Here is a 20,741-nt window from a genome sequence, read left to right on the forward strand (position 1 = left end):
TGATGTCGACCATTGCCGTGATGCGCCCGCCGTTACGCGCGTCCATCGCAGGCGTCTCCGGTGTGGGCACCTCGCATGCAGTGATGCACGCGAGTCGAGGGCCCTCCAGCGCCCCGGGCGGGGGCGCGAAGTCTTTCCACTGTGAGGCTCGCTAATGCGCGCTGCAAACCAGCCGCAGTCGTCTACGGCCATCGAATCCCACCGGGCGTTGCAGCCGGTGTCTCGCATTTTCGTGGCACTCCTGTCGACGCTCGCTCTCTTGCTCGTCTGGCGTCCAACCGTCGTGCACGGTCAGGAAGCCGAGGGTCGTATCGTGTCTGTTGCCGATTCGACGCTCGATCAGGTCAAGGATTCTGCCACCACGACGCATGTGGTACGCGCCGGCGAAACCCTCTGGGGAATTGCCGCGCTGTTCTACGGCGATGGCCATCAGTGGCCCGCGCTCGCGAAGCGCAATCGGATCGCGACGAGCGGGCCGGCTCCGCTTCAGGTCGGCATGCGGTTAAGTGTTCCGGCATCGCCGACCGTGCGTGGTGCGAAGGCGGCCGCGATGGCGGCGGCACCCGCGGATTCCACGGTGCCAAGTGTTGCTCTGGCCAAGGCGGGTGAGGGCACGTTGCCGCCCGCTCGCCCGTCGGGCTCGCTGTCGGCGCAGACCGCCGGTAAGCGCAATGCTGCGGCCGGAGCTGGCGCTGCCAAGGGTCGGGCGCCCGCTGCCGCTGCCAAGGCGGCCGCCGTGGCGGCGATCGACACCGTCACGAAGGCGACCATCGAGACGGATACATCGCGGGTGAATTTTCAGCCGCAGCATTCGAGCGAATTGATGATGTCGCGGAAGGGCACGCGCATCGGTCTGGTCGATCTCGAGGCGCAGGAAGCGTCGCGCAAGAGCAGCGAAGTGGAGACGGTCTTTCACCGTGATCTCCCCGACGCCGCGGAAGCGGAACGCCGTACGCGCGCCGTGCTTCGTCCCAACACGCCCGCGCCCCGACAGGCCGAGTTCGACGCGGCACCGTTCATCGTGATGCAGTTGGAGCTGGCCAAGTCCGGTTCGATCCTCAAGCGCGTGGGCTCGCCGGGCAGTCTGGAAAGCGAATATCCGCAGCGGGCCATCAAGACGGACCAGATCGAAGTGCGACCGCCGGCCGGTGTCACCTACACGGTGGGGCAGCGCCTGGTGGCGGTCACGACGCCCGCCGCCGCTGACAAGCAGTCGATGATTGCTATTCCGACGGGCATCGTCGAGATCGTGCGGGTGGAGGCCGGCAAGCCGGTGCTCGCCGTGCTGACGCGGCAGTCCGGTCGGGTTGAACAAGGCCAGCGGCTCCTGCCGTCGGCCGGTTCATCGGCCCCGTGGCTGGTCGTGCAGAAGCTCGCTGAACCCGATGTAAAGACCAGCGTGCGCTGGATCGATCCGCACGAGCTGCAGCCCACGCTGCAGAGCTTCCTGATGCTTGCGGCCGGGACGACGCAGGGCGTGAAAGCCGGCGACGAATTCGGGCTCTATCGCAGCGGCAGCAAGGAGCAGCCGTCGCAGGAGTCGCTGGTGGCGACGGTGCGTGTGGTGCGCAGCGAATCGGGCGGCAGTGCGGCCGTGATCACGCGTCAGTATCAGTCCGACATCGGCGTCGGTCTCGCCGCCCGCCGAGTGGCCAAGGCGCCCTGACGCATGGCCTGATGTGACCGTGCGCGACGTGACCGGCGTCGCATCGTTCCCAACTCGATTCTGTACTCGCGCGCGCCGAGGCCCCCGTGGGCGTCGGCGCGTGTGTACATTGGGACATTGCGCGTCTCAGACAGCCCCTTGGCGAGACGCGACGACAGCGGATTTCCCCATCGGATGAGGAAACGAACGGCATGGCAAAGACGGTCGTGGTGACGGGTGGTGCAGGCTTTATCGGATCCCATGTCGCGGACAGGTTTCTGGCCGAAGGCTGGGAGGTCACCATCCTCGACGACTTGTCGAGTGGACGTGAGGAGAACATCCCGTCGGCGGCGCGCTTCGTTCGCGGCGATATCACCACGCCCGAAGCGGCCGCGCTGATTCGTGATGGCAAGTTCGACGTGATGTGTCATCTTGCCGCGCAGATCGATGTGCGCCGCAGCGTGCTCGATCCCGTCTACGATGCCACGCGCAACATTCTCGGCACGCTGAACCTGATGGAAGCCGTCCGCGCGGGCGGTCATCCCACGCGCACCATTCTGTCGTCGACAGGAGGCGCGTTGTACGGCGATTTCGATCCGCCGCCGAGCGCCGAATCGAACAGCAAGGATCCCGAGGCGCCGTACGGCATCGCGAAGTTGTCGATCGAGTACTACCTCGCGTACTACGGGCGCGTACATGGACTCGACAACGTCGCGCTACGCTACGGCAACGTGTATGGACCGCGGCAGGATCCGCATGGCGAAGCCGGTGTGGTGGCGATCTTCTGCAACCGCCTGCTTGATGGTCGCGCGTTGACAGTATTCGGCGACGGCGAGCAGACGCGTGACTACGTGTACGCCGGTGACGTGGCCGGGGCAAACTTCGCGGCGGCGACGGTGGATCTTCCACCGCGTGGCCGTCTCGATGCCCGCGCCTTCAACATCGGCACGTCGATCGAAACGTCGGTGAACACGCTGGCGGAAACCCTGCGTGCCGTGTCGTCGGCGCATTCGCCGATCGACTACGCTCCAGCTCGCGCTGGCGAGCTCGCGCGCTCCGCGCTGAACACCACGAAGGCGCAGGCGGTGCTGGGTTGGACGCCGAAGGTCACGTTGCGCGAGGGCCTCGAGAACACCTATCGGTTCTTCGCCGATCGTCGTGCGCGACTGGAGACGCAGGCGTGACGGCGGTGGTTGGACTCTTCGCGCTGCTGCAGCTGGCGAGCGAGAAGGAGGCGTTGCCGTCATCGATGCTGGGCATGCTGATCAACAGCGATCCTGTCACGAAGAGCGTCCTCGCGTTGTTGGTGGTGCTGTCGCTGATGTCATGGGCGATCATGTTCTCGAAGTGGCGCGGATTCAAGACGGCCGAGACCAACGGCCGGGCGTTTGTGGCCGACTTCGAGCGCGCACGCGGTATGGACGACGCGATGCTGTGCGCGCAGCGCGCCAAGCCGAGTGCGTTCACGGCCGTCTTCGCGCGCGCGGTGTCGTTCCTGAACGACACTAAGCCGGCGCTCGGCGCGACCAACGATCGCACGGCGCGCCTTTCCGGCTCTCAGGTGGAGGCACTTCGGCTGGTGCTCGACGCCGAGGGATCGAAGGCGCGTGAAGAGCTCGGGCAGTACATCCCGTGGTTGGCGACGGTCGGCAGCGTGAGTCCGCTGATCGGCCTGTTCGGAACAGTCCTGGGTGTGATCGAAGCGTTCGTCGGCATTGGGCAGAAAGGCTCGGGCAATATTCAAGCGGTGGCGCCGGGTATCGGTACCGCGCTAATGGCGACGGCGGCGGCCCTCGCGGTTGCGATTCCGGCGGCGTTCGCGTACAACGTGTTTGCGTCGCGCCTCAATCGCTTCGACGATGCGCTCGAAGGATTCGGCTCGGAGTTGATCGCGCTGATGGTGCGCGAAGGGCGGATCTGAGGATGCGTCGCGGGCGTCGTCGAGAGCGCGCTGGCGTGAATGCCGAGATCAACGTGGTGTCGCTGATCGACGTGATGATGCTGTTGATGATCATCTTCATGATCACTGCACCGATCATGCAAGGCGGCGTGGATATCGCACTGCCGACGGCGGATGTCGCGCCGCTCGAACCGAAGAACGGACTCGTGATCACGGTCGATCGGCGCGGGCAGATCTTCATCGACGAGACCAAGCTCTCGTTCGACGAGTTCGCGGGAAGCATCAAGGCCTTGTCGGACAAGAAGGGCGGCGGTGGCGTGTATCTCCGCGCCGACGAAGCCGTGCCGTACGGGACCGTGGTGCGCATCGTCGCCGCCATGAAGGCCAAGGGCATCACGGATGTCGGGCTCGTCGCTGAACCGGACGGCGATCGGTGAGTCTGTCGCGCGCGGCGACTGGGCCGACGGCGCTCGGCCGCGGCATCGCGTTCTCCGCGGTGGTGCACCTCGCGCTCGTGGCGGCGGCCATCTGGTGGGGCACGCGTGCCGAGGCGCCGCGTCCGCCGGTGTACCGCGTAGAGTTGGTGGGGGCACCGCCGGGACCGCGACAAGCCGGTGTGGTGACTCCCGCCGCGCAGCCGTCGGCGCAGGCCCCGGATATCGCTGGCGCCGAGCGTGTGCCGGAAGAGAAGGTGATCCCGAAGCCCTCGACCGCGAAAAAGGTGCTGCCGTCGCCCAAGGCGACACCCTCGACCTCGCGCACGAAGAAAGCGGGTTCGAAGACCGCATCGCCGACGGCGTCGAAAGCCACGGCGGCACCCAAGGCTGGTGCTGGCGCGCAGGGCGGAAAAGGGGCGGATGTCGCGAACCTGAGCATTCGCGGGATCGACTTTCCGTATCCCGGGTACCTGCAGAATATCGTCCGGCAAATCACGTTGAACTGGACGCCGCGCCGTGTGTCCGCATCGTTGGTGTCGGAGGTGAAATTCACCATCCGTCGCGACGGCTCCGTGATCGCCATCGAAGTCGTGAAGGGATCGGCGGATCGTATCTACGATCTCGATGCGATGGGTGCGGTTGAAGCGGTTGGTTCCACGCGCGGATTCGGCCCGCTTCCTCAGGGATGGACGGACGACGTGCTGATCGTGTACTTCACGTTTGACTATGCCTTGCGACCCAACTGACCGCATACTCCAGATGATGTCCCACTCCGTGTTGACTCGGGTGTTGCCCTCGCTCGCCGGCCTGCTGCTGGTCGTGGGCACCGCCTTGCCGTCGCGCGTCGCCGCGCAGGCGCAGCCGCCCGGCGTGAGCCTCAGCACGCGCTACGTGGCGGGGCAGAAAACGGCGCTGATGGTGCTGCCGGTGAAGGGCGTGAACGGCGACTCGGTGTCGACGATCCTGTCGCGGGATTTCGACTACAGCGATCGCTTCAACGTGGTGTCCACGTCGAGCGCGCCGGTGGTGAATGGACCGCCCAACTACGCGTTGTTTGCCAAGCTCGGCGTGGACGGTATCGTGCAGCCCACGCTGCTCCCGTCTGGCTGGGTGCGTATCGCGCTACACGACGTGTCAAAGAAGGCCGTCGTGAACAGCAAGGATTTTCCGCTGCCGTCGTCGGCCCTCTCTCCGGCGTGGCGCTCGGCCATGCACGGGGTGTCCGACGCGATCGAGGAGTGGATCACCGGCCAGCGCGGCATCGCGCAGACGCGCATCGCCTTCACACGGGGCGGCCGCGTGTGGATAGTTGACAGTGATCGTGCAAATGTGATCCCGGCGACGCCGAGCGGTATGTCGCCGCAGTGGCTGCCCGGTGGACGCGGGCTCGTGTACAGTGTGCTCGACGGCGTCCGCAATCCGATCATGATGACAGATCTCAGCACCGGCTCGCAGCGCACGTTGGCGTCGTCGGCGGGCATCGAGCACAGTTCGCCGTCGGTGTCGCCGGACGGTCGCACGGTGGTGTATGCGCGGGGCTCGGACACGGGTACCGATCTGTACGCCATGCCGATCGAGGGGGGCGCGCCGCGTCGCATCACGGTGGGGCGCGGACGGGCGAGCACGCAGCCGACTTTCAGTCCTGACGGGCAGCGAATTGCCTTCATGTCCGATCGCTCGGGGCACCCGGAAGTGTATATTAGCGATCTGGATGGAACGAACGCGGAGTTGCTCACGGCGGCGGCGTTCGGCGATCGCGACTATCGTGCGGGGCCGGATTGGTCTCCCGATGGGCGGCTCGTCGCGTTTCAATCGCGAAACGGCGGCACCTTCCAGATCATGACCATCAATTTGCGCGATCAGACCGTGAAGGTCGTGACGAACGATGGCCGGAATGACGACCCGTCGTGGGCACCGGATTCCCGGCACGTCGTGTTTTCGTCGACACGGAGCGGAACGCGCCAATTGTGGATCGTGGATATCGAAACCGGACGATCACGCCAGCTCACTTTCGGGTCTGAGGCGCGATTGTCGGCGTGGTCCCCGCGCTTGTCGCCGCAGTAATCACCACCCTTTTCACTTTACCCCTCGGAGTTTTCCGACATGATGCGTTTGTCTCGTCTGACCCTGGTGTTGGCCTCCACCACGCTCGTGCTGGGTGCCTGCCGCAAGAAGCCGGTGGTCGCCCCGCAGACCGAGACGGCCCCCGTTTCGCAGCAACCGCAGCCGACGCGGCCGACGAATACCACTCCCGCCGCACGCGACACGATGGAAGAGTATCGCACGAAGCTGGCGGCCACGCGGGCGCGCCTGCTCGAGACGATCTACTTCGAGTATGACGCCGACGAGCTGCGCGACGACGCGAAGGCCAACCTGGACTCCAAGATCACGGTGCTCAACGCGAATTCGGCAGTGAAGATCCGCATTGCGGGACACTGCGACGAGCGCGGCAGCGACGAGTACAACATCGCCCTGGGCCGTCGTCGGGCCGAAGCGGCGAAGCGTTACCTGACCGATCGCGGCATCGATGCATCACGTATCGAAACGGCGTCGTTCGGTCGCGAGCGTCCGGCGGTGCAGGGGACGACGGAAGAGGCGTGGTCGCGCAACCGTCGTGACGAGTTCGAGATCATCGCCGGCGGCGATCAGCTGCGCGCCCAGTGATAGCCGCCGCCGCACTCGGACTTCGGCACACGCTGCGCTCCCGGGTGTGGCGGCTTGTGCCTCTCGTGGCGCTCGTCGCCACGGGAGGATGCTTCGCCACCCGCGGGGATGTGCGGATCGTGCAGAGCGACATCTCGTCGCTGCGCGCGGAGATCCTCAAGAATCAGCTGGAACAGCGCGACGCACTGACGCAAACCATGCGGATGCTGCAAGTCGCCAGTGACTCGTTGACCAAGGTGAGCGCGCGCACCGTCAGCATTCAGGGTGACCTTCGCGGTGAGATGCGCGCGATTCGCGAACAGATGCTCCAGGTGCAGACGTTGCTCGGGCAGAGTCAGGCGACGATCGCCCGGCTTCGCTCGGAGATCGAATCGCGCAGTTCGGCGCCGGTGGCCGTGCCGCCCGCCGGAACAGTGCCGCCGGTTACTCCGCCCACGATTGGGCGTACACCGGCGCCGGCGGCGGACACTGCGGCCGCCCGCGCCCCCGGCCCGAACCAGCTCTACACCGACGGTCGCGATCAGCTCACGCGCGGCAGCAGTGCGACTGCGCGCATTTACTTCCAGGAACTGCTTACGAACTTTCCGACCTCGGACTACGCGCCCGACGCGCAGTTCTGGATAGCCGAGTCGTTCGCGAAGGAAAAGAATCTGCCGGCCGCTGACGCCGCCTATGCCGCGGTGGTGAGTGCCCATCCGACGTCGGCGAAGGCGCCGACCGCGCTCTACAAGCGAGCTCAGCTGGTATTGCAGCAGGGAAATACCCCGCAGGCCAAGCAGCTGCTCGAGCAGGTGATCGCGCGCTATCCGCGCAGCGATGAGGCCGAGCTCGCGGCCGAACAACTCAAGACGCTGCGCTGACGGCGCGACCAGGACGACTTCGCTGATGTCCAGCAGTAACAGTGTGGAAATGCCGTTCCTCGATCACCTCGAGGAACTGCGCTGGCGGCTTTTCAAATGTGCCGTAGCCATCGCCATCGGCGTTGGCGTCGCCTTCGCGCTGTTGTATACCAAGCAGGTCGACATCATCGCCTTCCTGTCGCTGCCGATCCAGCCGTATCTGAAGCAGCCGCTCATGGTGACCCACGTGAGCGACCTCTTCGACATCGTGATGGACGCCTCGATTACCCTGGGGCTGATCGCCGCGTCGCCCGTGCTGGCCTGGCAACTCTGGGGATTCCTCTCGCCCGCACTATACGGCCACGAAAAGAAAGCCGTGATCCCGGCGCTGATCGGGGCCGCCGTGCTCTTTCTGGCCGGCATGGCGCTCTCGTTCTTCTATGTGCTGCCGGTGACGCTGAGCTTCTTCATGAGCTTCCAGAGCGGGTCCGTGCAGATCATGCAGACGGTCGATCAGTACGTCAGCTTCGTGATCTCCATGTGCCTGGCGTTCGGCGCCATTTTTGAACTGCCGATCGTGATCGCGCTGTTGTCGGCCATGGGCATCGTGCAGCCGCAGTACCTCTCCAAGTTTCGGCGCCACGCGTTCCTGGGATGCATCGTCGCGGCTGCGCTCATCACGCCGGGCAGTGATCCGACGTCCTTGATCGCGCTCACGATCCCGCTGTACATGCTGTACGAAGTGTCGATCACGGTGTCGAAATTCATCAGCCGTCGTCGCGAGCGGCGGATCGCTGCCGGGGACGAGTGAGCGGATCGCTGCCTGTCTGCGGCCGGTGGCGTTCGGTCGCGATGGCGATGCTGGGCCTGGTGCTCGGCACCGCCATGCTTGCCGTGCCGGCGGCTGCCCAGCGACCAATTCCCGCGCGACCGGCGCCTGTGGGCAAGGATGCGTCCGGGAAGGCCAAGGGTACTGACAGTCTGGCGACATTGAGCAAGGATCGCGAGGTGTTCAACTGGACGCCTCCCGACTCGCTCATGCGCGCGCTGCTCGACCGCGAGGGCTATCGCAAGATCCAGTATCAGGGCGACACGGTGTTCTTCAATGCGCTGTCGCGTGCCTTAGTGCTCAAGGGCAAGCCGTCGGCGGTGCAGCGCGACGAAACGATGATCATCGGCGACTCGATCGTCTACAACGACTCCACCAAGCGAGTGGTCGCCATCGGTGACACGGTGCTGCTGCGGGACCCGCAACAGCAGGACGCCGACGATTTCATCGCCAAGGGCCGTATCGAGTACGACCTCAATTCGAAGCAGGGTGTAACGGGCGCCTTCTCGACGTCGGTGACGTCGGGACAGAGACTGTTTCTGAGCGCCGAGCGCGGCACGATCATTTCCGACTCGCTGGTGAGCGGCCGGCATATCGTGTTCGCCAAGAACGGCTCGTTCACCTACTGCGATCATGCCGAGCCGCATTTCCACTTCACGACGAAGGACATGAAGTTCGTGTCCGAGAACGTGATGGTGGCACGACCGGGCGTGCTCTACATCGGCGAGGTGCCGGTGTTCTGGATTCCGTTCTTCTTCCAGGACGTGCGCAGCGGCCGTCGCAGCGGCATGCTCACGCCGAACTTCGGCATCGCCGAACTGTTCCGAAACAGCCCGTCGTATCGACGCAGTATCTCGAATATCGGCTACTTCCTGGCGATCAGCGACTACATGAACGCTGAAGCGTCGTTCGACTGGCGCTCCGGCGCTCGTAGCACCGTTCAGGATCCGGGCTTCCTGCGCGGCAACGCCGAGCTACGCTACAAGTGGCTCGACCGGTTCATCAGTGGCGAGACCGCCGTGTCGTATCTGGCGCAGCGCGACGGCACGACCAATACGTCGGTCACCTGGAATCATAACCAGGACTTCTCACGGCAGACGCGCCTGACCGCCCGCCTGAACTGGGTCCAGAACACGCAGATCCAGCGGCAGACGACGATCAACCCGACGGCCGCCAACGCGACGATCCGGTCGCAGCTGAACTACCAGACGAAGGTCGGTCCGGCGCAGATCAACGTGGGTGGCAGCCGCGTGCAGTATCCCGGGCGGACGCAAGTCGACATGGACTTCCCGTCGCTGAACGTCACAGCCGGCACGCTCGCCGGTGGACCGTTCGCGTGGACGCCGTCGCTCCGACTGGCCATCACGGGACAGAGCAAGATCGATCAGGGGCTGCAGTTCCCGTTCGTGTACAACATCCGGCCGGGCGGGGGCATCGACAGTTCGCGCTTCAATGCGAGCCGTCGGAACATGCAGTTCGGCTTCGACACGCCCATCAAGATCGGCGATTGGCAGTGGAACAACTCGTTCACGTTGTCCGATCAGTATCGCAACTTCCCCGAGCAGCGCGAAATCATCGGCGTTCGTGATACGTCGATCCGCTCCACGCGGATCTTCGCCAAGACGTACGAGTCGAACTTCGATTGGACGACCTCATTCGGATTACCGCGCTTCTTTCAGGGCACCTGGAACCTGTCGCCGTCGATCTCGGTGAACAACGTAGACGGGGCATCCGGGTTGTTCGTCCGCACCGAACGGAGCGGCGGCAAGTGGGTGCAGCAGTCGAAGCGTCTGAGCTATGCGCTATCGGCGTCGCCGACGCTCTACGCCATGCTGCCCGGCTTCGGTTCAGTCGCCAAGATCCGCCACTCGATCACCCCCAGTCTCAGCTACAGCTACTCGCCGAATGCCAACGTCAGCGACGAGTATCTCCAGGCGCTCGGGCGCACGCGCGTCGGCTATCTGTCGTCACTTGCGCAGAACCGCGTGTCGCTCAACCTGTCGACGAACCTGGAAGCGAAGCTCAAGTCGGACTCCGACTCGACGCCGGAGTCGGGCAAGAAGATCAAACTGCTGGCGTTGAACTTTTCGTCGCTGTCGTACGATTTCATCCGCGCCGACTCCACCGGCAACGGCTTCACCGACAAGATATTCACGATTTCGGGGCGCACCGATCTGCTGCCCGGCCTCGACTTCCGCACGTCGTACGATCTGTTTCAGGGCGATCCAGCCTCCGATACCGCCACGTTCAGTCCGTATCGGACCGACTTCGGCGTCACCTTCTCCCTCAATGGCAAGTCGGGACTCGTCGCCCTGTTTGGTCGCCTGCTTGGCATGTCGACGGCGCTCGAAGCGATCGACAGCACGAACGCACCACGCAATGCGTCCGACCAGAACGTGGCGCAGCAGAGCCGCCAGATGAATGCCGCTGGTGGAGGCAACATGCGCGGAATGCAGGCAGCGCTGCCAACCGGTGGCGGTTGGAATTTGAATCTGCAGTACAACGCGGCCCGTCAGCGCCGGCCGCGTGGCGGCACGCAGATCGTGAATGATCCCTCCACGTTCTGCGAGCCGCAGCGCGCGTTGGGCTTTTTCGTGTACGACCAGTGTCTGCTCAACGCGCAAAGTGCGCAGGCGACCGGGCTGACATCAGGGCAGAGCGCGATCGGCGCGCCGACGTTCATTCAGCCGGCCACGCAGAATGTCTCCGCCACCATGTCGTTCGACATCACGCAGAATTGGTCGGCGCAGTGGAGCACTCAGTACGACGTGGAGCGTGCCCGGTTCGCCAGCCAGCAGGTGGGCCTGCAGCGTCAGTTGCATGACTGGAACGCCGTGTTCGCTTTCTCGCAGACGCCCAGTGGCAGCTTCTCCTTCAACTTCTTCATCGCGCTGAAGGCGCAGCCGGAACTCAAGTTCAATTACGATCGCCAGACGTACCGGTCGACGAGTGGATACTGAGCCGTCGGCTCGGCCGGCGCGGAGACGGGACACCATGCTGCTGCTCGACGGACGTTCGTTGCAGATCGCCGACGTGATGGCGGTGGCTGATGGCGCACTGGCCGTCGGATTGGCCCCGGAGGCGCGAGCGCGCATGCAGGTCACGCGCGATGTCGTCGACCGCGCCGTGGCGCGTGCCGAGCCCGTGTACGGCATCAATACGGGATTTGGCAAGCTGTCCGAGGTCACGATCGCCGGCGATCAGCTCGCGGCGCTGCAGCGCAATCTGGTGCGGAGTCACGCGGCCGGCGTGGGTGATCCGCTGCCGGAGCGTGAGGTGCGCGCGATGATGTTGCTGCGCGCAAACGTCCTCGCGACGGCGTACGCGGGCGCGCGTCCGGTGGTCGTGGAATCGTTGCTCGCGATGCTCAACGCGGGTGTGTGGCCCGTCGTACCGGAGCAGGGTAGTGTCGGCGCCAGCGGCGATCTCGCCCCACTCGCGCACTTGGCGCTCACACTCATTGGCGAGGGCACCGCGCGCTATCAGCAGCATGAAGGTCCGTCGCATGAGCTGCTGGCGCTGGCGGGTCTCTCGGCCGTCACGCTCGAGGCGAAGGAAGGCCTCGCCCTGATCAACGGTACGCAGGCCCACACCGCGGTTGCGTCGTTGGCGTGCGCCGAACTCACTCGGCTCTGGCATGCGGCGCACGTCGCGACGGCGATGAGCCTCGAGGCGTTGCTCGGCACACCTGACGCGTTCGACGCGCGCATTCAGGAAGCGCGCGGACAATCTGGCCAGATGGAATCGGCGGCGATGCTGCGCATGCTGCTGGAGGGCAGCGAGATTCGTGAGTCACATCGCTACGGTGATCCGCGCGTACAGGATGCATACGCGCTGCGTTGCGTCCCGCAGGTGCACGGACCCGCGCTCGACGCGCTGCGCTTCGCGCGTGGCGTCATCTCACGCGAACTCAATGCGGCCACCGACAATCCGTTGGTGCTGGCCACTGGCGAGTTGCTGAGCGGTGGCAACTTTCACGGGCAGGCCGTTGCCATGGCCAGTGACCTGCTCGCGATCATCTGCGCGAATCTCGCCGTGATCAGCGAACGCCGTATCGATCGACTGGTGCACCCGGACTTCAATCAAGGGCTGCCACCGTTCCTGGCGGGATCGCCAGGACTGGAGTCGGGGCAGATGATGGCTCAGGTCACGGCCGCTGCGTTGGCCAGCGAATGCAAAGGTCTGGCGCATCCAGCCAGCGTCGACTCGATCCCAACCGACGGCAACAAGGAAGACGTGGTGCCGATGGCGATGGGCGCGGCCACCAAGCTGCGGCGCTCGGTGCGTAACCTCCGGCACGTGATCGCGATCGAACTGATCGCCGCCGCCGAAGCGCTGGAGTATCGTCGTCCGTTGCGCAGTAGTGTGGCCGTCGAGCGCGCGCACGCGATTATTCGACAGCACGTCGCGCGCGCTACCGGCGATCGGCCGCCGGCGCCTGACATCACGCGCTTGGGAGAGGCTGTGGCCGCCGGCGCACTTGACGCCATTACCGAGGCTTTCGTCGTATGAACGGAACTGCGACCCTCTCGCCGACGGCGTCATCCACGAGTGGTCCGCGCGAAGTCCGCGCGCCCCGCGGCAGTACGATGCAGTGCCGTGGATGGGAGCAGGAAGCGGCGCTTCGCATGCTGATGAACAATCTCGATCCCGACGTCGCCGAGCGGCCCGACGACCTCGTGGTGTACGGCGGCACCGGGCGGGCGGCGCGTTCGTGGGAGGCGTTCGACGCGATCGTGCGCACGCTGAGAACGATGGCCAACGACGAGACGCTCCTCGTGCAGAGCGGTAAGCCCGTGGCGGTGTTCCGTACTCACGAAGACGCACCGCGTGTGTTGATCGCCAATGGCAATCTGGTGGGCCGCTGGGCCAACTGGGATGAGTTCCGTCGGCTGGAGCGCGCTGGTCTCACGATGTACGGACAGATGACCGCCGGCTCGTGGATCTACATCGGCTCGCAAGGAATCGTTCAGGGCACCTACGAGACGTTCGGTGCCGTGGCCACGCGGCACTTCGGTGGCACGCTCGAAGGGCGTCTGGTCGTCACCGCGGGCCTTGGTGGCATGGGCGGTGCGCAGCCGCTCGCCGCCGCGATGCATGGTGCGGCGATTCTCGGTGTCGACGTCGATGCCTCGCGCATCATGAAGCGCATCGAAACGCGCTACTGCGATCGCATGACGTATTCGCTCGATGAAGCATTGGCCTGGCTTGGCGCGGCGCAGGCGGAACGTCGTGGTCTCTCCGTGGGATTGGTCGGCAATGCAGCCGAGGTGTTGCCGGAACTGGTCCGTCGTGGCATCACCCCCGACGTGGTCACCGATCAGACCAGTGCCCACGACATGTTGGTGGGCTACGTACCCGTTGGTATGTCGCTCGCCGAAGCGGCGGTGTTGCGCGGTTCGGATCCTGCCGGCTACATCGCGCGCTCCACGGCATCCGTCGTCGACCACGTGCGGGCGATGCGCACGATGCAGGACCGCGGCGCGATCGCGTTCGACTACGGCAACAACATTCGCACGGTGGCGTTCGACGCCGGTATCGACGATGCGTTTCGGATTCCCGGTTTCGTGCCGGAGTACGTGCGTCCGCTGTTTTGTGAAGGGAAAGGACCGTTTCGTTGGGTGGCGCTGTCCGGCGATCCCGCCGACATCGCGCGTACCGACGAACTGGTGCTCGAGCTCTTCCCGCATGATGCGCAGCTGCGTCGCTGGATCGAACTCGCCCGCGAGCGGATTGCGTTCCAAGGGTTGCCCGCACGGATCTGCTGGCTCGGACAAGGCGACCGCGCTCGGTTCGCACTCGCCCTGAACGATCTCGTGGCGCGGGGCGAGGTGTCGGCGCCGATCGTCATCGGACGCGATCATCTCGACACCGGCAGCGTCGCCTCACCGTTTCGCGAGACGGAGGCGATGCGCGACGGGAGTGATGCGATCGCCGACTGGGCCATCCTCAATGCGCTGCTCAACGTGGCCAGTGGCGCGTCGTGGGTCTCGTTCCATCACGGGGGCGGCGTTGGTATCGGAAACTCCCTGCATGCCGGCCAGGTGATCGTGGCCGACGGCACTGATCGCATGCGTCGGCGGCTCGAGCGCGTGCTCACGAATGATCCCGGCATCGGCGTGGCGCGTCATGCCGATGCGGGCTACGACATCGCGATCGCGACCGCGGCGCGCGAGCATATTCGTCTTCCCATGCTGGAACGCTGATGTTGTCGAGTCGATATCGTCCGTGGCACGTGCCGATCTTCCTCGGCAAGTACGCGTGGCTGCGCGCGCGAAACCGGCCGGTGCTGTTGAACTTCGAAGTCACGATGCGCTGCAATGCGAAGTGCGGATTCTGTGACTATTGGAAGACGCCCGCCGAGGCGAAACACAGCGAAATGAGCGACTTCGCCGAGATCGCGCGCCGCTTCTCGCCGATGCTCGTCACGTTCACCGGTGGTGAGCCGACGTTGCGCAAGGACCTCGAGGAGATCGTCGCGTCGGTTCGGAAGGCCGTTCGATACACCTACGTGCAGATGATTACGCACGGAGCCATGCTGTCACTCGACCGCGCCAAGTCGTTGTGGGATGCCGGGGTCGATCAGTTCAACATTTCGCTCGACTACCTCGATGAGCGCCACGATATCGCGCGCGGCATCCCGGGACTGTCGGCGAAGATTCTCGATCTGGTGCCGCGCATGAAGGACGCGGGGATCGGCAGCGTGCGCTTCAACACGGTGATCAAGAATGACAATCTCGATCAGATCATGCCGATCGTGGAGCGCGCGGCCGCCCTTGGCGGCGGTGTGAACTTCTCACTGTACACCGATTTCAAGAACGGCAACGGTGACTATCTGCTTGGCGATACGCAACAGCGTGAGCTCGAGAACGTCGTGCGGCAGTTGCTCGCGTACAAGCAGCGCAAGCGCGGCGTCATCACGAATTCCGATTACTATCTCGAGCAGATACCGCGCTATGTGCGCGGCGAGATGACCGAGCCGTGTCGCAGTGGTTCGACGACGATTCACATCGACCCGCAAGGATTGGTGCGTCGCTGTCCCGACTTCAAGCCGGACGGACGCTGGCAGGACTACAAGGGGTACGAGCCGATCAACTGCAATGCGTGCTTCTACGCGTGCCGCGGCGAAGCGCAAGCGCCGCTGCGCTTGATGTCGCGCGTACGAGATGTCATGGCATGAGCGACGGTACCGTCACGCTGTTCGTGAATGCCGCGCAGACCGTCACCTGTGCTGGTCCGGCGCGCGCGCGACGCGATACCGAGATGCAGGATGCGGCGGTGCAGGCCGGCGTCGGTGTGGCGGTGCAGGGGGAACGTATCGTCGCGGTGGACCACGACGCGGCGCTGCGCGGTCGATATCCCGATGCGGTGGAGATCGACTGCGATCGAGGCGTACTGGCTCCTGGGTTCGTCGATTCGCACACACATACTGTGTTCGGCCGAGCCCGATACGAGGAGCATGAGCTTCGCGCCACCGGCGTGCCGTACCTGGAGATCGCCCGGCGGGGCGGCGGCATTCACGCCTCGGTCCGGGACCTGCGCGCGCGCAGCGACGACGAGCTGTACTCGGTCGCGGTGCCGAGACTTCGCGCGCTGGCCGCGGGCGGCGTGACCACGGTGGAGATCAAGTCCGGCTACGGGCTCACCGTACACGACGAACTACGGTCCCTGCGGGTGATCGCTCGACTGGCCGACGCCGGTCCGCTCAACATTGTCCCGACCTGCCTCGGCGCGCACGAAGTGCCGCTCGAGTATCGCGAGCGCCCCGACGGGCGTGCGGCGTGGATCGACTGTCTCACCAACGAACTCTATCCTGCGGTCGCGGCTGAGCGGTTGGCGCGTTTCGCTGACGTATTCTGCGAACCGGGCGTGTTCACCGTGCCGGAGACCCGGCGGCTGCTTACGGCGGCCCGCAGTCACGGCATGGATCTGAAGCTCCACGCCGATGAACTGCATGACGGCGGGGCGGCGATGCTGGCCGCAGAGCTGGGGGCGGTCAGTGCCGATCATCTCGCCGCCATCTCGCCCGAGGGGATAGCCGCGCTCGCCGCGTCGTCCACCGTGGCGACCCTGCTGCCAGCGACGATGCTTTTTCTTGGGACAGGGCGTCAGGCCCCGGCTCGTGCGATGATCGACGCTGGGATCGCGATCGCCGTCGCGACGGACTTGAACCCCGGAACGTCGCCGCTGCAGTCGTTTCCCTTGGTGCTCACGCTCGCGGTCAGTCAGCTTCGCCTCTCGGCAGCCGAGGCCTGGATCGCCGGTACCGTCAACGGGGCGGCGGCACTGGGGCTGGCCGGCGAAACCGGCCAACTGCGGCAGGGCTTTCGTGCCGATCTCGCGGTGCACGCCGCTGACGATTTCCGGGCGTTGCCTTACTGGTTTGGCGAGCGTCTGTGTCGAGTGGCTTGGGCTCGCGGGCGTGCTTGTCACCTGTCCGCGTGAACCCTAGCTTCCGCACCTTCCGCCCCGGCGTGATCACGTTATTCTCGCGAGCCCGTCGACGGGTCGTTCGTCCAGCAACTCGGAGTCATTCTCGCACTCATGTCTAACGCCGCGAAGCACCGTAAGAAGGCGGCTGAGTTCGAGCAGCTGAGACAGATCGATCGCGCGATCGCCTCGTACGTGAGGGCGATCGAGGAGAGCGAGCTGGCAGGCGAAGACGTGGATGTCGCGCTCCTGAACAAGGTCGGCGACCTCGCACTGCGTCAGGGGCGTGTTCCGGACGCGATTACGTACTACGAGCGGGCCGTCGAGCACTACGCGAACTCCGGCCTGTTCAACAACGCCATCGCGCTCTGCAACAAGATCCTGCGCAACGCGCCGGGTCGCGCCAATGTGTACTTCACGCTGGGGCGCATCTGCGCGCGCAAGGGACTGCGCGGCGACGCCACGAGGAACTTCCTCGAGTACGCGACGCGCATGCAGCAGGAAGAGCGTGTGGACGAGGGCATGCGTGCGCTCGCTGAAGTCGCCGACCTCATGCCGGAGCTCACCGAGGTGCGTCGTCTGGTTGACGAGCATGCCGATCGGGCCGGCATTGTGCTTCCGCGGCGTCGTACACCGTCGAGCGCCTCGATGGCGCTTAGCGACGAGGGTGCGCCCTCGACGAGTAGGGACAAGTCGCAGGACCTGATCTTCCTCGAGGTGGACTACGGTGCGCCCGTCTCGCGTCGCACGCCGGTGCGGCAGACGCGGATGCCTACGCCGCCGCCGCTGGCGATCGTGCCCGCGTTCACGGTTGAAGCGCCGATCGAAGCACCCGTGACCTCGAACGTGGCGGCACCCGATATCGCGCCCGAGGCGGAGACGTCGGTTGGTCCGGCCCTCGAAGCCTTCATGATCTTCGACCCGACGGCCCCGGCCGACGCGCCGGTATCGCCGCCCCGTGCCGCGCCGACGGACGAAGTGCACGCGGAGTTGCTGCCCGGCCTCGTCGAGACATCGGTCGAGGAGCCGGTCGTGGAACGACTCGCCGGACTGGAGGCCGCCGGCGACTTCGCGGATTTTGGTGCCACGCCGCTCGAAGGGCTCACCGTCGACGAGCTGGAATCCGCTGACGCGGTGGTCGATCCCACAGTGCATGCGCGGGACGTCACCTGGCTGCAGGACGCGAAAGGGCTCGCCGAGGTGCACGAGGAGCGCGGATTCGAGCCCACGGGCGAACAAGTCGCGATCCCCGATCCGCATCAGCAGCTCGATGAAGTGATGGCCGAAGATTTTGCGCACGCCGAAGATGATCCGGGTGTGGCGAACGTCATCCACACCGAGACGCCGCTCCATTCACCGACGCTCGAGTGGTTTGAGGTCGAGGAGGCGCCGGATTTGCTGGTGGACGCGCACGAGATCGAGGCGCTCGAGATCTCGGCCGTGCCGGAGCTCGATGCGGCGATTGCCGCCGGTGAGCAACTGGTCGCCGAGGCGGAGGCACAGGCACAGGCTTCCGTCGACGACGACCCGTTCGAATTGTTGGATGAGGAACCGATCGAGGTCGACGAGGCACCTGTGCTCCGTATCGATGAGCCGGCGGCCGTGCAACGCGCGCCATTTCGGATCGATCCGCACGATTTTATCCTCCCCGGTGAGCTGCCACCGCTTTTGCTCGGGGATGATCTCGTCGAGGCGGGCCTTGCGGCGTTCGATCGAGACGGATCGGGGACCACCTCGTTCGTGGACGCCGACGTCGATCTCGTACCGGGCGACACGTTGGCTGCTGCCGTCGCACCGGCTACCGCCGGGGACGTCGATGTGGCTGGGAGTGCGGATAAGGCACTGCCACCCGCGAAGGCTGGCGAGTCGGGGGACGACATCGACCTGTCCGATGAGGCAGACGTCGACGACAAGATGGACCGGGCGCCCCTCGAAGACGGCCGGCCCGTCATGGTCACCCCGTCGCTGCCGATCGCCGCCGTGGCCGCGGAGGCGACGATCGTGGCATCGTCCCGACGCGATGCGCTGCGGGCGGCCGTGGCGAAGCTGCCTCAAGATTGGCTTCTCCGACGTCGCTTGGCGGAAGCGCTCTTCGAGGCGGGCGAGCGCGACGCTGGACTGGCCGAACTGGAAGCGGCCCAACAGGGTCTCGTGGCGCAGGGCGATCTGCCGGCCGGCGCAGATATCGCCGACACCCTCGTCCAGGTTGCGCCGGAGCGCGTCGCGTTCCACCAAAAGCGCGTCGAGTTGTCGGTCCGGATTCAGGATCAAGGGCGCCTTCGTGTCGCCTACCTCGATTTAGCCGATGCGCTCGTGCGGATCGGCGAGGAGAACCGGGCCCGTGCCGTCTATGCGCGCGTTCTCGAGATCGACCCGTATGATGACCGCGCCCGGGCTGCCCTCGGCAGCGCCGCACCGCCCCCGCCGCCCAAGCCGGGGAGCGATGCCAACTTTGTCGACCTCGCCGACTGGCTGCGCGACGACGACGCGCCCGCGTCGACCCGCATGCGGATGCGTGAGCCGGCGATCAGTGGTGATGAACAGGCCGATTTTGATGCCCTGCTCAGGCACTTCAAGGAGGGGGTCGCGCGTTCACTAGGTGAGGACGACCACGAGAGCCATTATGACCTCGGCGTCGCCTACAAGGAAATGGGGCTCCTCGACGATGCGATCGAGGAATTCCAGAAGGCGCTGCGAAGCCGGTCCCATCGTCTTCCCGCCTACGAAGCCTTGGGGCAATGTTTCGTGGAGCAGGGACGGCACCAAGTAGCGGCAACGGTACTGTCTCGGGCGCTCCACGAGCCGGGGTTGGATGACGAACAACGGGTGGGTGTCCTCTATCTTCTCGCATATTCGTGCGAAGCCCTGCAGCGCTGGGACGAGGCTCGTAGCTATTATCAGCGCGTGTATGCGACCGACATCCATTTCCGTGACGCTGCCGCCAGACTGGCGGCGCTCGACCAGGTAGCGCGATGACGCTTTCCACGCGGACGCCGACGGCGTTGGCGGCGGCCCTGCGCGACATTCAGGCGCCCGTGCAGGACGACTTGTCCAAGGTGTCGCAGGAGTTGTGGCGCATTGTTTCCGCAGATGTGCCGCTTGTGAATGAAGTGCAGGAGCACCTCATGGGGATGAAGGGAAAACTCTTCCGCCCCACCTTGCTCCTGCTGTCCAGTAGTGTCGAACATGAGCCCCCCGCTCGCGCGATCACCTTCGCCGCGATCATCGAGCTCATTCACCTCGCGACGCTGGTGCACGACGACGCTGTTGATCATTCGGCACTGCGCCGCGGCATGCCCACGGTGAATTCGTTGTTCAGTCACCAGGTGTCGGTGATCATGGGCGACTATCTCTATCTGCGCGCGCTTCGTGAACTCGTCGCCTTGGGTGATCTCGAGGCAATGAAGGCGGTGACGCAGGCGTCGAACGAAATGACCCTCGGTGAGATTCGCCAGTTGGCCGCATACGACGCATTGGCATTCACCGAGCGGGATTATGAGACGCTGATCCGAGCCAAGACCGGATCTCTCTTCAGGGCCTCGTGCGAAGTCGGCGCGCTCTGTGGTGCGCCGAATCATCGCGAGTCGCTCGCGCGGTTCGGCGAACGCCTTGGAATGGCCTTCCAGGTTGCCGATGACCTGCTCGACTATACCGAAGGGCAGGAGATGACCGGGAAGCCGAGTGGGCTCGACTTGAAGGAACACAAAGTCACGCTTCCGTTGATCGCGGCGTTGCGCGAGATGCCGTCATCGGCGCGTCAGCGCGTGGATGCGCTTTTCGCGGCCGCCGAGCCGGAAGACGAAGCGATTGCCGAGGTCGTCGCGATTGTTCGCGCGCACGGCGGACTGGACTATGCCCGCCGCCGCGCCGACCACTTTTCGCGTGAGGCCGAGGATGCGCTGTCTGATTTGCCGGACTGCGCGGCCCGTACAGCGTTGACGGACGCCATTGCGTACGTCGTGGAGCGGCGCTGGTGATGGCTCGTGGACCGTCTAAG

General features: G+C 65.2%; 16 protein-coding genes. All 16 read left to right on the forward strand.

The window, feature by feature from the left end; translation table 11 throughout:
* Positions 1 to 154: 154 nt before the first annotated feature.
* The 16 genes from HKW67_RS04600 to HKW67_RS04675 all read left to right on the forward strand — a co-directional run bounded on the left by HKW67_RS04600 (position 155) and on the right by HKW67_RS04675 (position 20,721).
* Positions 155 to 1,666, forward strand: a complete 1,512-nt coding sequence (locus tag HKW67_RS04600; protein WP_171224270.1) for a LysM peptidoglycan-binding domain-containing protein — start codon at positions 155 to 157, stop codon at positions 1,664 to 1,666.
* A gap of 191 nt (positions 1,667 to 1,857) precedes the next feature.
* Positions 1,858 to 2,829 carry an NAD-dependent epimerase/dehydratase family protein gene (locus tag HKW67_RS04605; RefSeq protein ID WP_171224271.1) on the forward strand — a complete coding sequence of 324 codons (972 nt, stop codon included), beginning with the start codon at positions 1,858 to 1,860 and terminating at the stop codon, positions 2,827 to 2,829.
* Positions 2,826 to 3,566 (forward strand): MotA/TolQ/ExbB proton channel family protein, encoded by a 741-nt coding sequence (locus tag HKW67_RS04610; protein WP_171224272.1) that lies wholly within the window; start codon positions 2,826 to 2,828, stop codon positions 3,564 to 3,566. The genes HKW67_RS04605 and HKW67_RS04610 overlap by 4 nt, the downstream gene beginning before the upstream one ends.
* 2 nt (positions 3,567 to 3,568) lie before the next feature.
* The gene (locus tag HKW67_RS04615) at positions 3,569 to 3,982 is read left to right on the forward strand and encodes an ExbD/TolR family protein (protein ID WP_171224273.1); all 414 of its coding nucleotides are present in this window, start codon (positions 3,569 to 3,571) and stop codon (positions 3,980 to 3,982) included.
* On the forward strand, positions 3,979 to 4,728 hold the full coding sequence (tolA, locus tag HKW67_RS04620) for a cell envelope integrity protein TolA (protein ID WP_171224274.1): 750 nt from the start codon (positions 3,979 to 3,981) through the stop codon (positions 4,726 to 4,728). The genes HKW67_RS04615 and tolA overlap by 4 nt, the downstream gene beginning before the upstream one ends.
* Before the next feature lie 13 nt (positions 4,729 to 4,741).
* Positions 4,742 to 6,046 carry a PD40 domain-containing protein gene (locus HKW67_RS04625; RefSeq protein WP_171224275.1) on the forward strand — a complete coding sequence of 435 codons (1,305 nt, stop codon included), beginning with the start codon at positions 4,742 to 4,744 and terminating at the stop codon, positions 6,044 to 6,046.
* Positions 6,047 to 6,085: 39 nt separating this feature from the next.
* Complete coding sequence (pal, locus tag HKW67_RS04630; protein ID WP_171224276.1) at positions 6,086 to 6,646, forward strand: peptidoglycan-associated lipoprotein Pal; 561 nt, start codon at positions 6,086 to 6,088, stop codon at positions 6,644 to 6,646.
* Complete coding sequence (ybgF, locus tag HKW67_RS04635) at positions 6,643 to 7,506, forward strand: tol-pal system protein YbgF (RefSeq protein WP_171224277.1); 864 nt, start codon at positions 6,643 to 6,645, stop codon at positions 7,504 to 7,506. The genes pal and ybgF overlap by 4 nt, the downstream gene beginning before the upstream one ends.
* 25 nt (positions 7,507 to 7,531) lie before the next feature.
* A complete protein-coding gene (gene tatC / locus HKW67_RS04640) occupies positions 7,532 to 8,296 on the forward strand; it encodes a twin-arginine translocase subunit TatC (protein ID WP_171224278.1) in 765 nt (254 codons plus the stop codon).
* Positions 8,297 to 8,337: 41 nt separating this feature from the next.
* The gene (locus HKW67_RS04645; protein WP_171224279.1) at positions 8,338 to 11,274 is read left to right on the forward strand and encodes a putative LPS assembly protein LptD; all 2,937 of its coding nucleotides are present in this window, start codon (positions 8,338 to 8,340) and stop codon (positions 11,272 to 11,274) included.
* A gap of 34 nt (positions 11,275 to 11,308) precedes the next feature.
* Positions 11,309 to 12,826 (forward strand): histidine ammonia-lyase, encoded by a 1,518-nt coding sequence (hutH, locus tag HKW67_RS04650; RefSeq protein ID WP_171224280.1) that lies wholly within the window; start codon positions 11,309 to 11,311, stop codon positions 12,824 to 12,826.
* A complete protein-coding gene (gene hutU / locus HKW67_RS04655; protein WP_171224281.1) occupies positions 12,823 to 14,520 on the forward strand; it encodes a urocanate hydratase in 1,698 nt (565 codons plus the stop codon). Before hutH ends, hutU begins: the two co-directional genes overlap by 4 nt.
* Positions 14,520 to 15,494 carry a radical SAM protein gene (locus HKW67_RS04660; RefSeq protein ID WP_171224282.1) on the forward strand — a complete coding sequence of 325 codons (975 nt, stop codon included), beginning with the start codon at positions 14,520 to 14,522 and terminating at the stop codon, positions 15,492 to 15,494. Before hutU ends, HKW67_RS04660 begins: the two co-directional genes overlap by 1 nt.
* Entirely contained in the window at positions 15,491 to 16,759 is a 1,269-nt protein-coding gene (hutI, locus tag HKW67_RS04665) for an imidazolonepropionase (protein ID WP_171224283.1), read from the forward strand. The genes HKW67_RS04660 and hutI overlap by 4 nt, the downstream gene beginning before the upstream one ends.
* A gap of 99 nt (positions 16,760 to 16,858) precedes the next feature.
* Positions 16,859 to 19,720, forward strand: a complete 2,862-nt coding sequence (locus tag HKW67_RS04670) for a tetratricopeptide repeat protein (protein ID WP_171224284.1) — start codon at positions 16,859 to 16,861, stop codon at positions 19,718 to 19,720.
* Positions 19,717 to 20,721: a polyprenyl synthetase family protein gene (locus HKW67_RS04675; RefSeq protein WP_171224285.1), complete on the forward strand. Its 1,005-nt coding sequence runs from the start codon at positions 19,717 to 19,719 to the stop codon at positions 20,719 to 20,721. The genes HKW67_RS04670 and HKW67_RS04675 overlap by 4 nt, the downstream gene beginning before the upstream one ends.
* Positions 20,722 to 20,741: the final 20 nt, after the last annotated feature.

The sequence above is a fragment of the Gemmatimonas groenlandica genome, from assembly GCF_013004105.1.
In the GTDB taxonomy this organism is placed as follows: domain Bacteria; phylum Gemmatimonadota; class Gemmatimonadetes; order Gemmatimonadales; family Gemmatimonadaceae; genus Gemmatimonas; species Gemmatimonas groenlandica.

What these genes read in the sequence shown, in the direction of transcription:
- tatC (WP_171224278.1), top strand. Translation starts at nt 7,532, where the DNA reads ATGTCCAGCAGTAACAGTGTGGAAATGCCGTTCCTCGATCACCTCGAG.
- hutH (WP_171224280.1), top strand. Translation starts at nt 11,309, where the DNA reads ATGCTGCTGCTCGACGGACGTTCGTTGCAGATCGCCGACGTGATGGCG.
- HKW67_RS04660 (WP_171224282.1), top strand. Translation starts at nt 14,520, where the DNA reads ATGTTGTCGAGTCGATATCGTCCGTGGCACGTGCCGATCTTCCTCGGC.
- hutU (WP_171224281.1), top strand. Translation starts at nt 12,823, where the DNA reads ATGAACGGAACTGCGACCCTCTCGCCGACGGCGTCATCCACGAGTGGT.
- HKW67_RS04675 (WP_171224285.1), top strand. Translation starts at nt 19,717, where the DNA reads ATGACGCTTTCCACGCGGACGCCGACGGCGTTGGCGGCGGCCCTGCGC.
- HKW67_RS04600 (WP_171224270.1), top strand. Translation starts at nt 155, where the DNA reads ATGCGCGCTGCAAACCAGCCGCAGTCGTCTACGGCCATCGAATCCCAC.
- HKW67_RS04615 (WP_171224273.1), top strand. Translation starts at nt 3,569, where the DNA reads ATGCGTCGCGGGCGTCGTCGAGAGCGCGCTGGCGTGAATGCCGAGATC.
- HKW67_RS04605 (WP_171224271.1), top strand. Translation starts at nt 1,858, where the DNA reads ATGGCAAAGACGGTCGTGGTGACGGGTGGTGCAGGCTTTATCGGATCC.
- HKW67_RS04625 (WP_171224275.1), top strand. Translation starts at nt 4,742, where the DNA reads ATGATGTCCCACTCCGTGTTGACTCGGGTGTTGCCCTCGCTCGCCGGC.
- pal (WP_171224276.1), top strand. Translation starts at nt 6,086, where the DNA reads ATGATGCGTTTGTCTCGTCTGACCCTGGTGTTGGCCTCCACCACGCTC.
- HKW67_RS04670 (WP_171224284.1), top strand. Translation starts at nt 16,859, where the DNA reads ATGTCTAACGCCGCGAAGCACCGTAAGAAGGCGGCTGAGTTCGAGCAG.
- HKW67_RS04645 (WP_171224279.1), top strand. Translation starts at nt 8,338, where the DNA reads ATGGCGATGCTGGGCCTGGTGCTCGGCACCGCCATGCTTGCCGTGCCG.
- hutI (WP_171224283.1), top strand. Translation starts at nt 15,491, where the DNA reads ATGAGCGACGGTACCGTCACGCTGTTCGTGAATGCCGCGCAGACCGTC.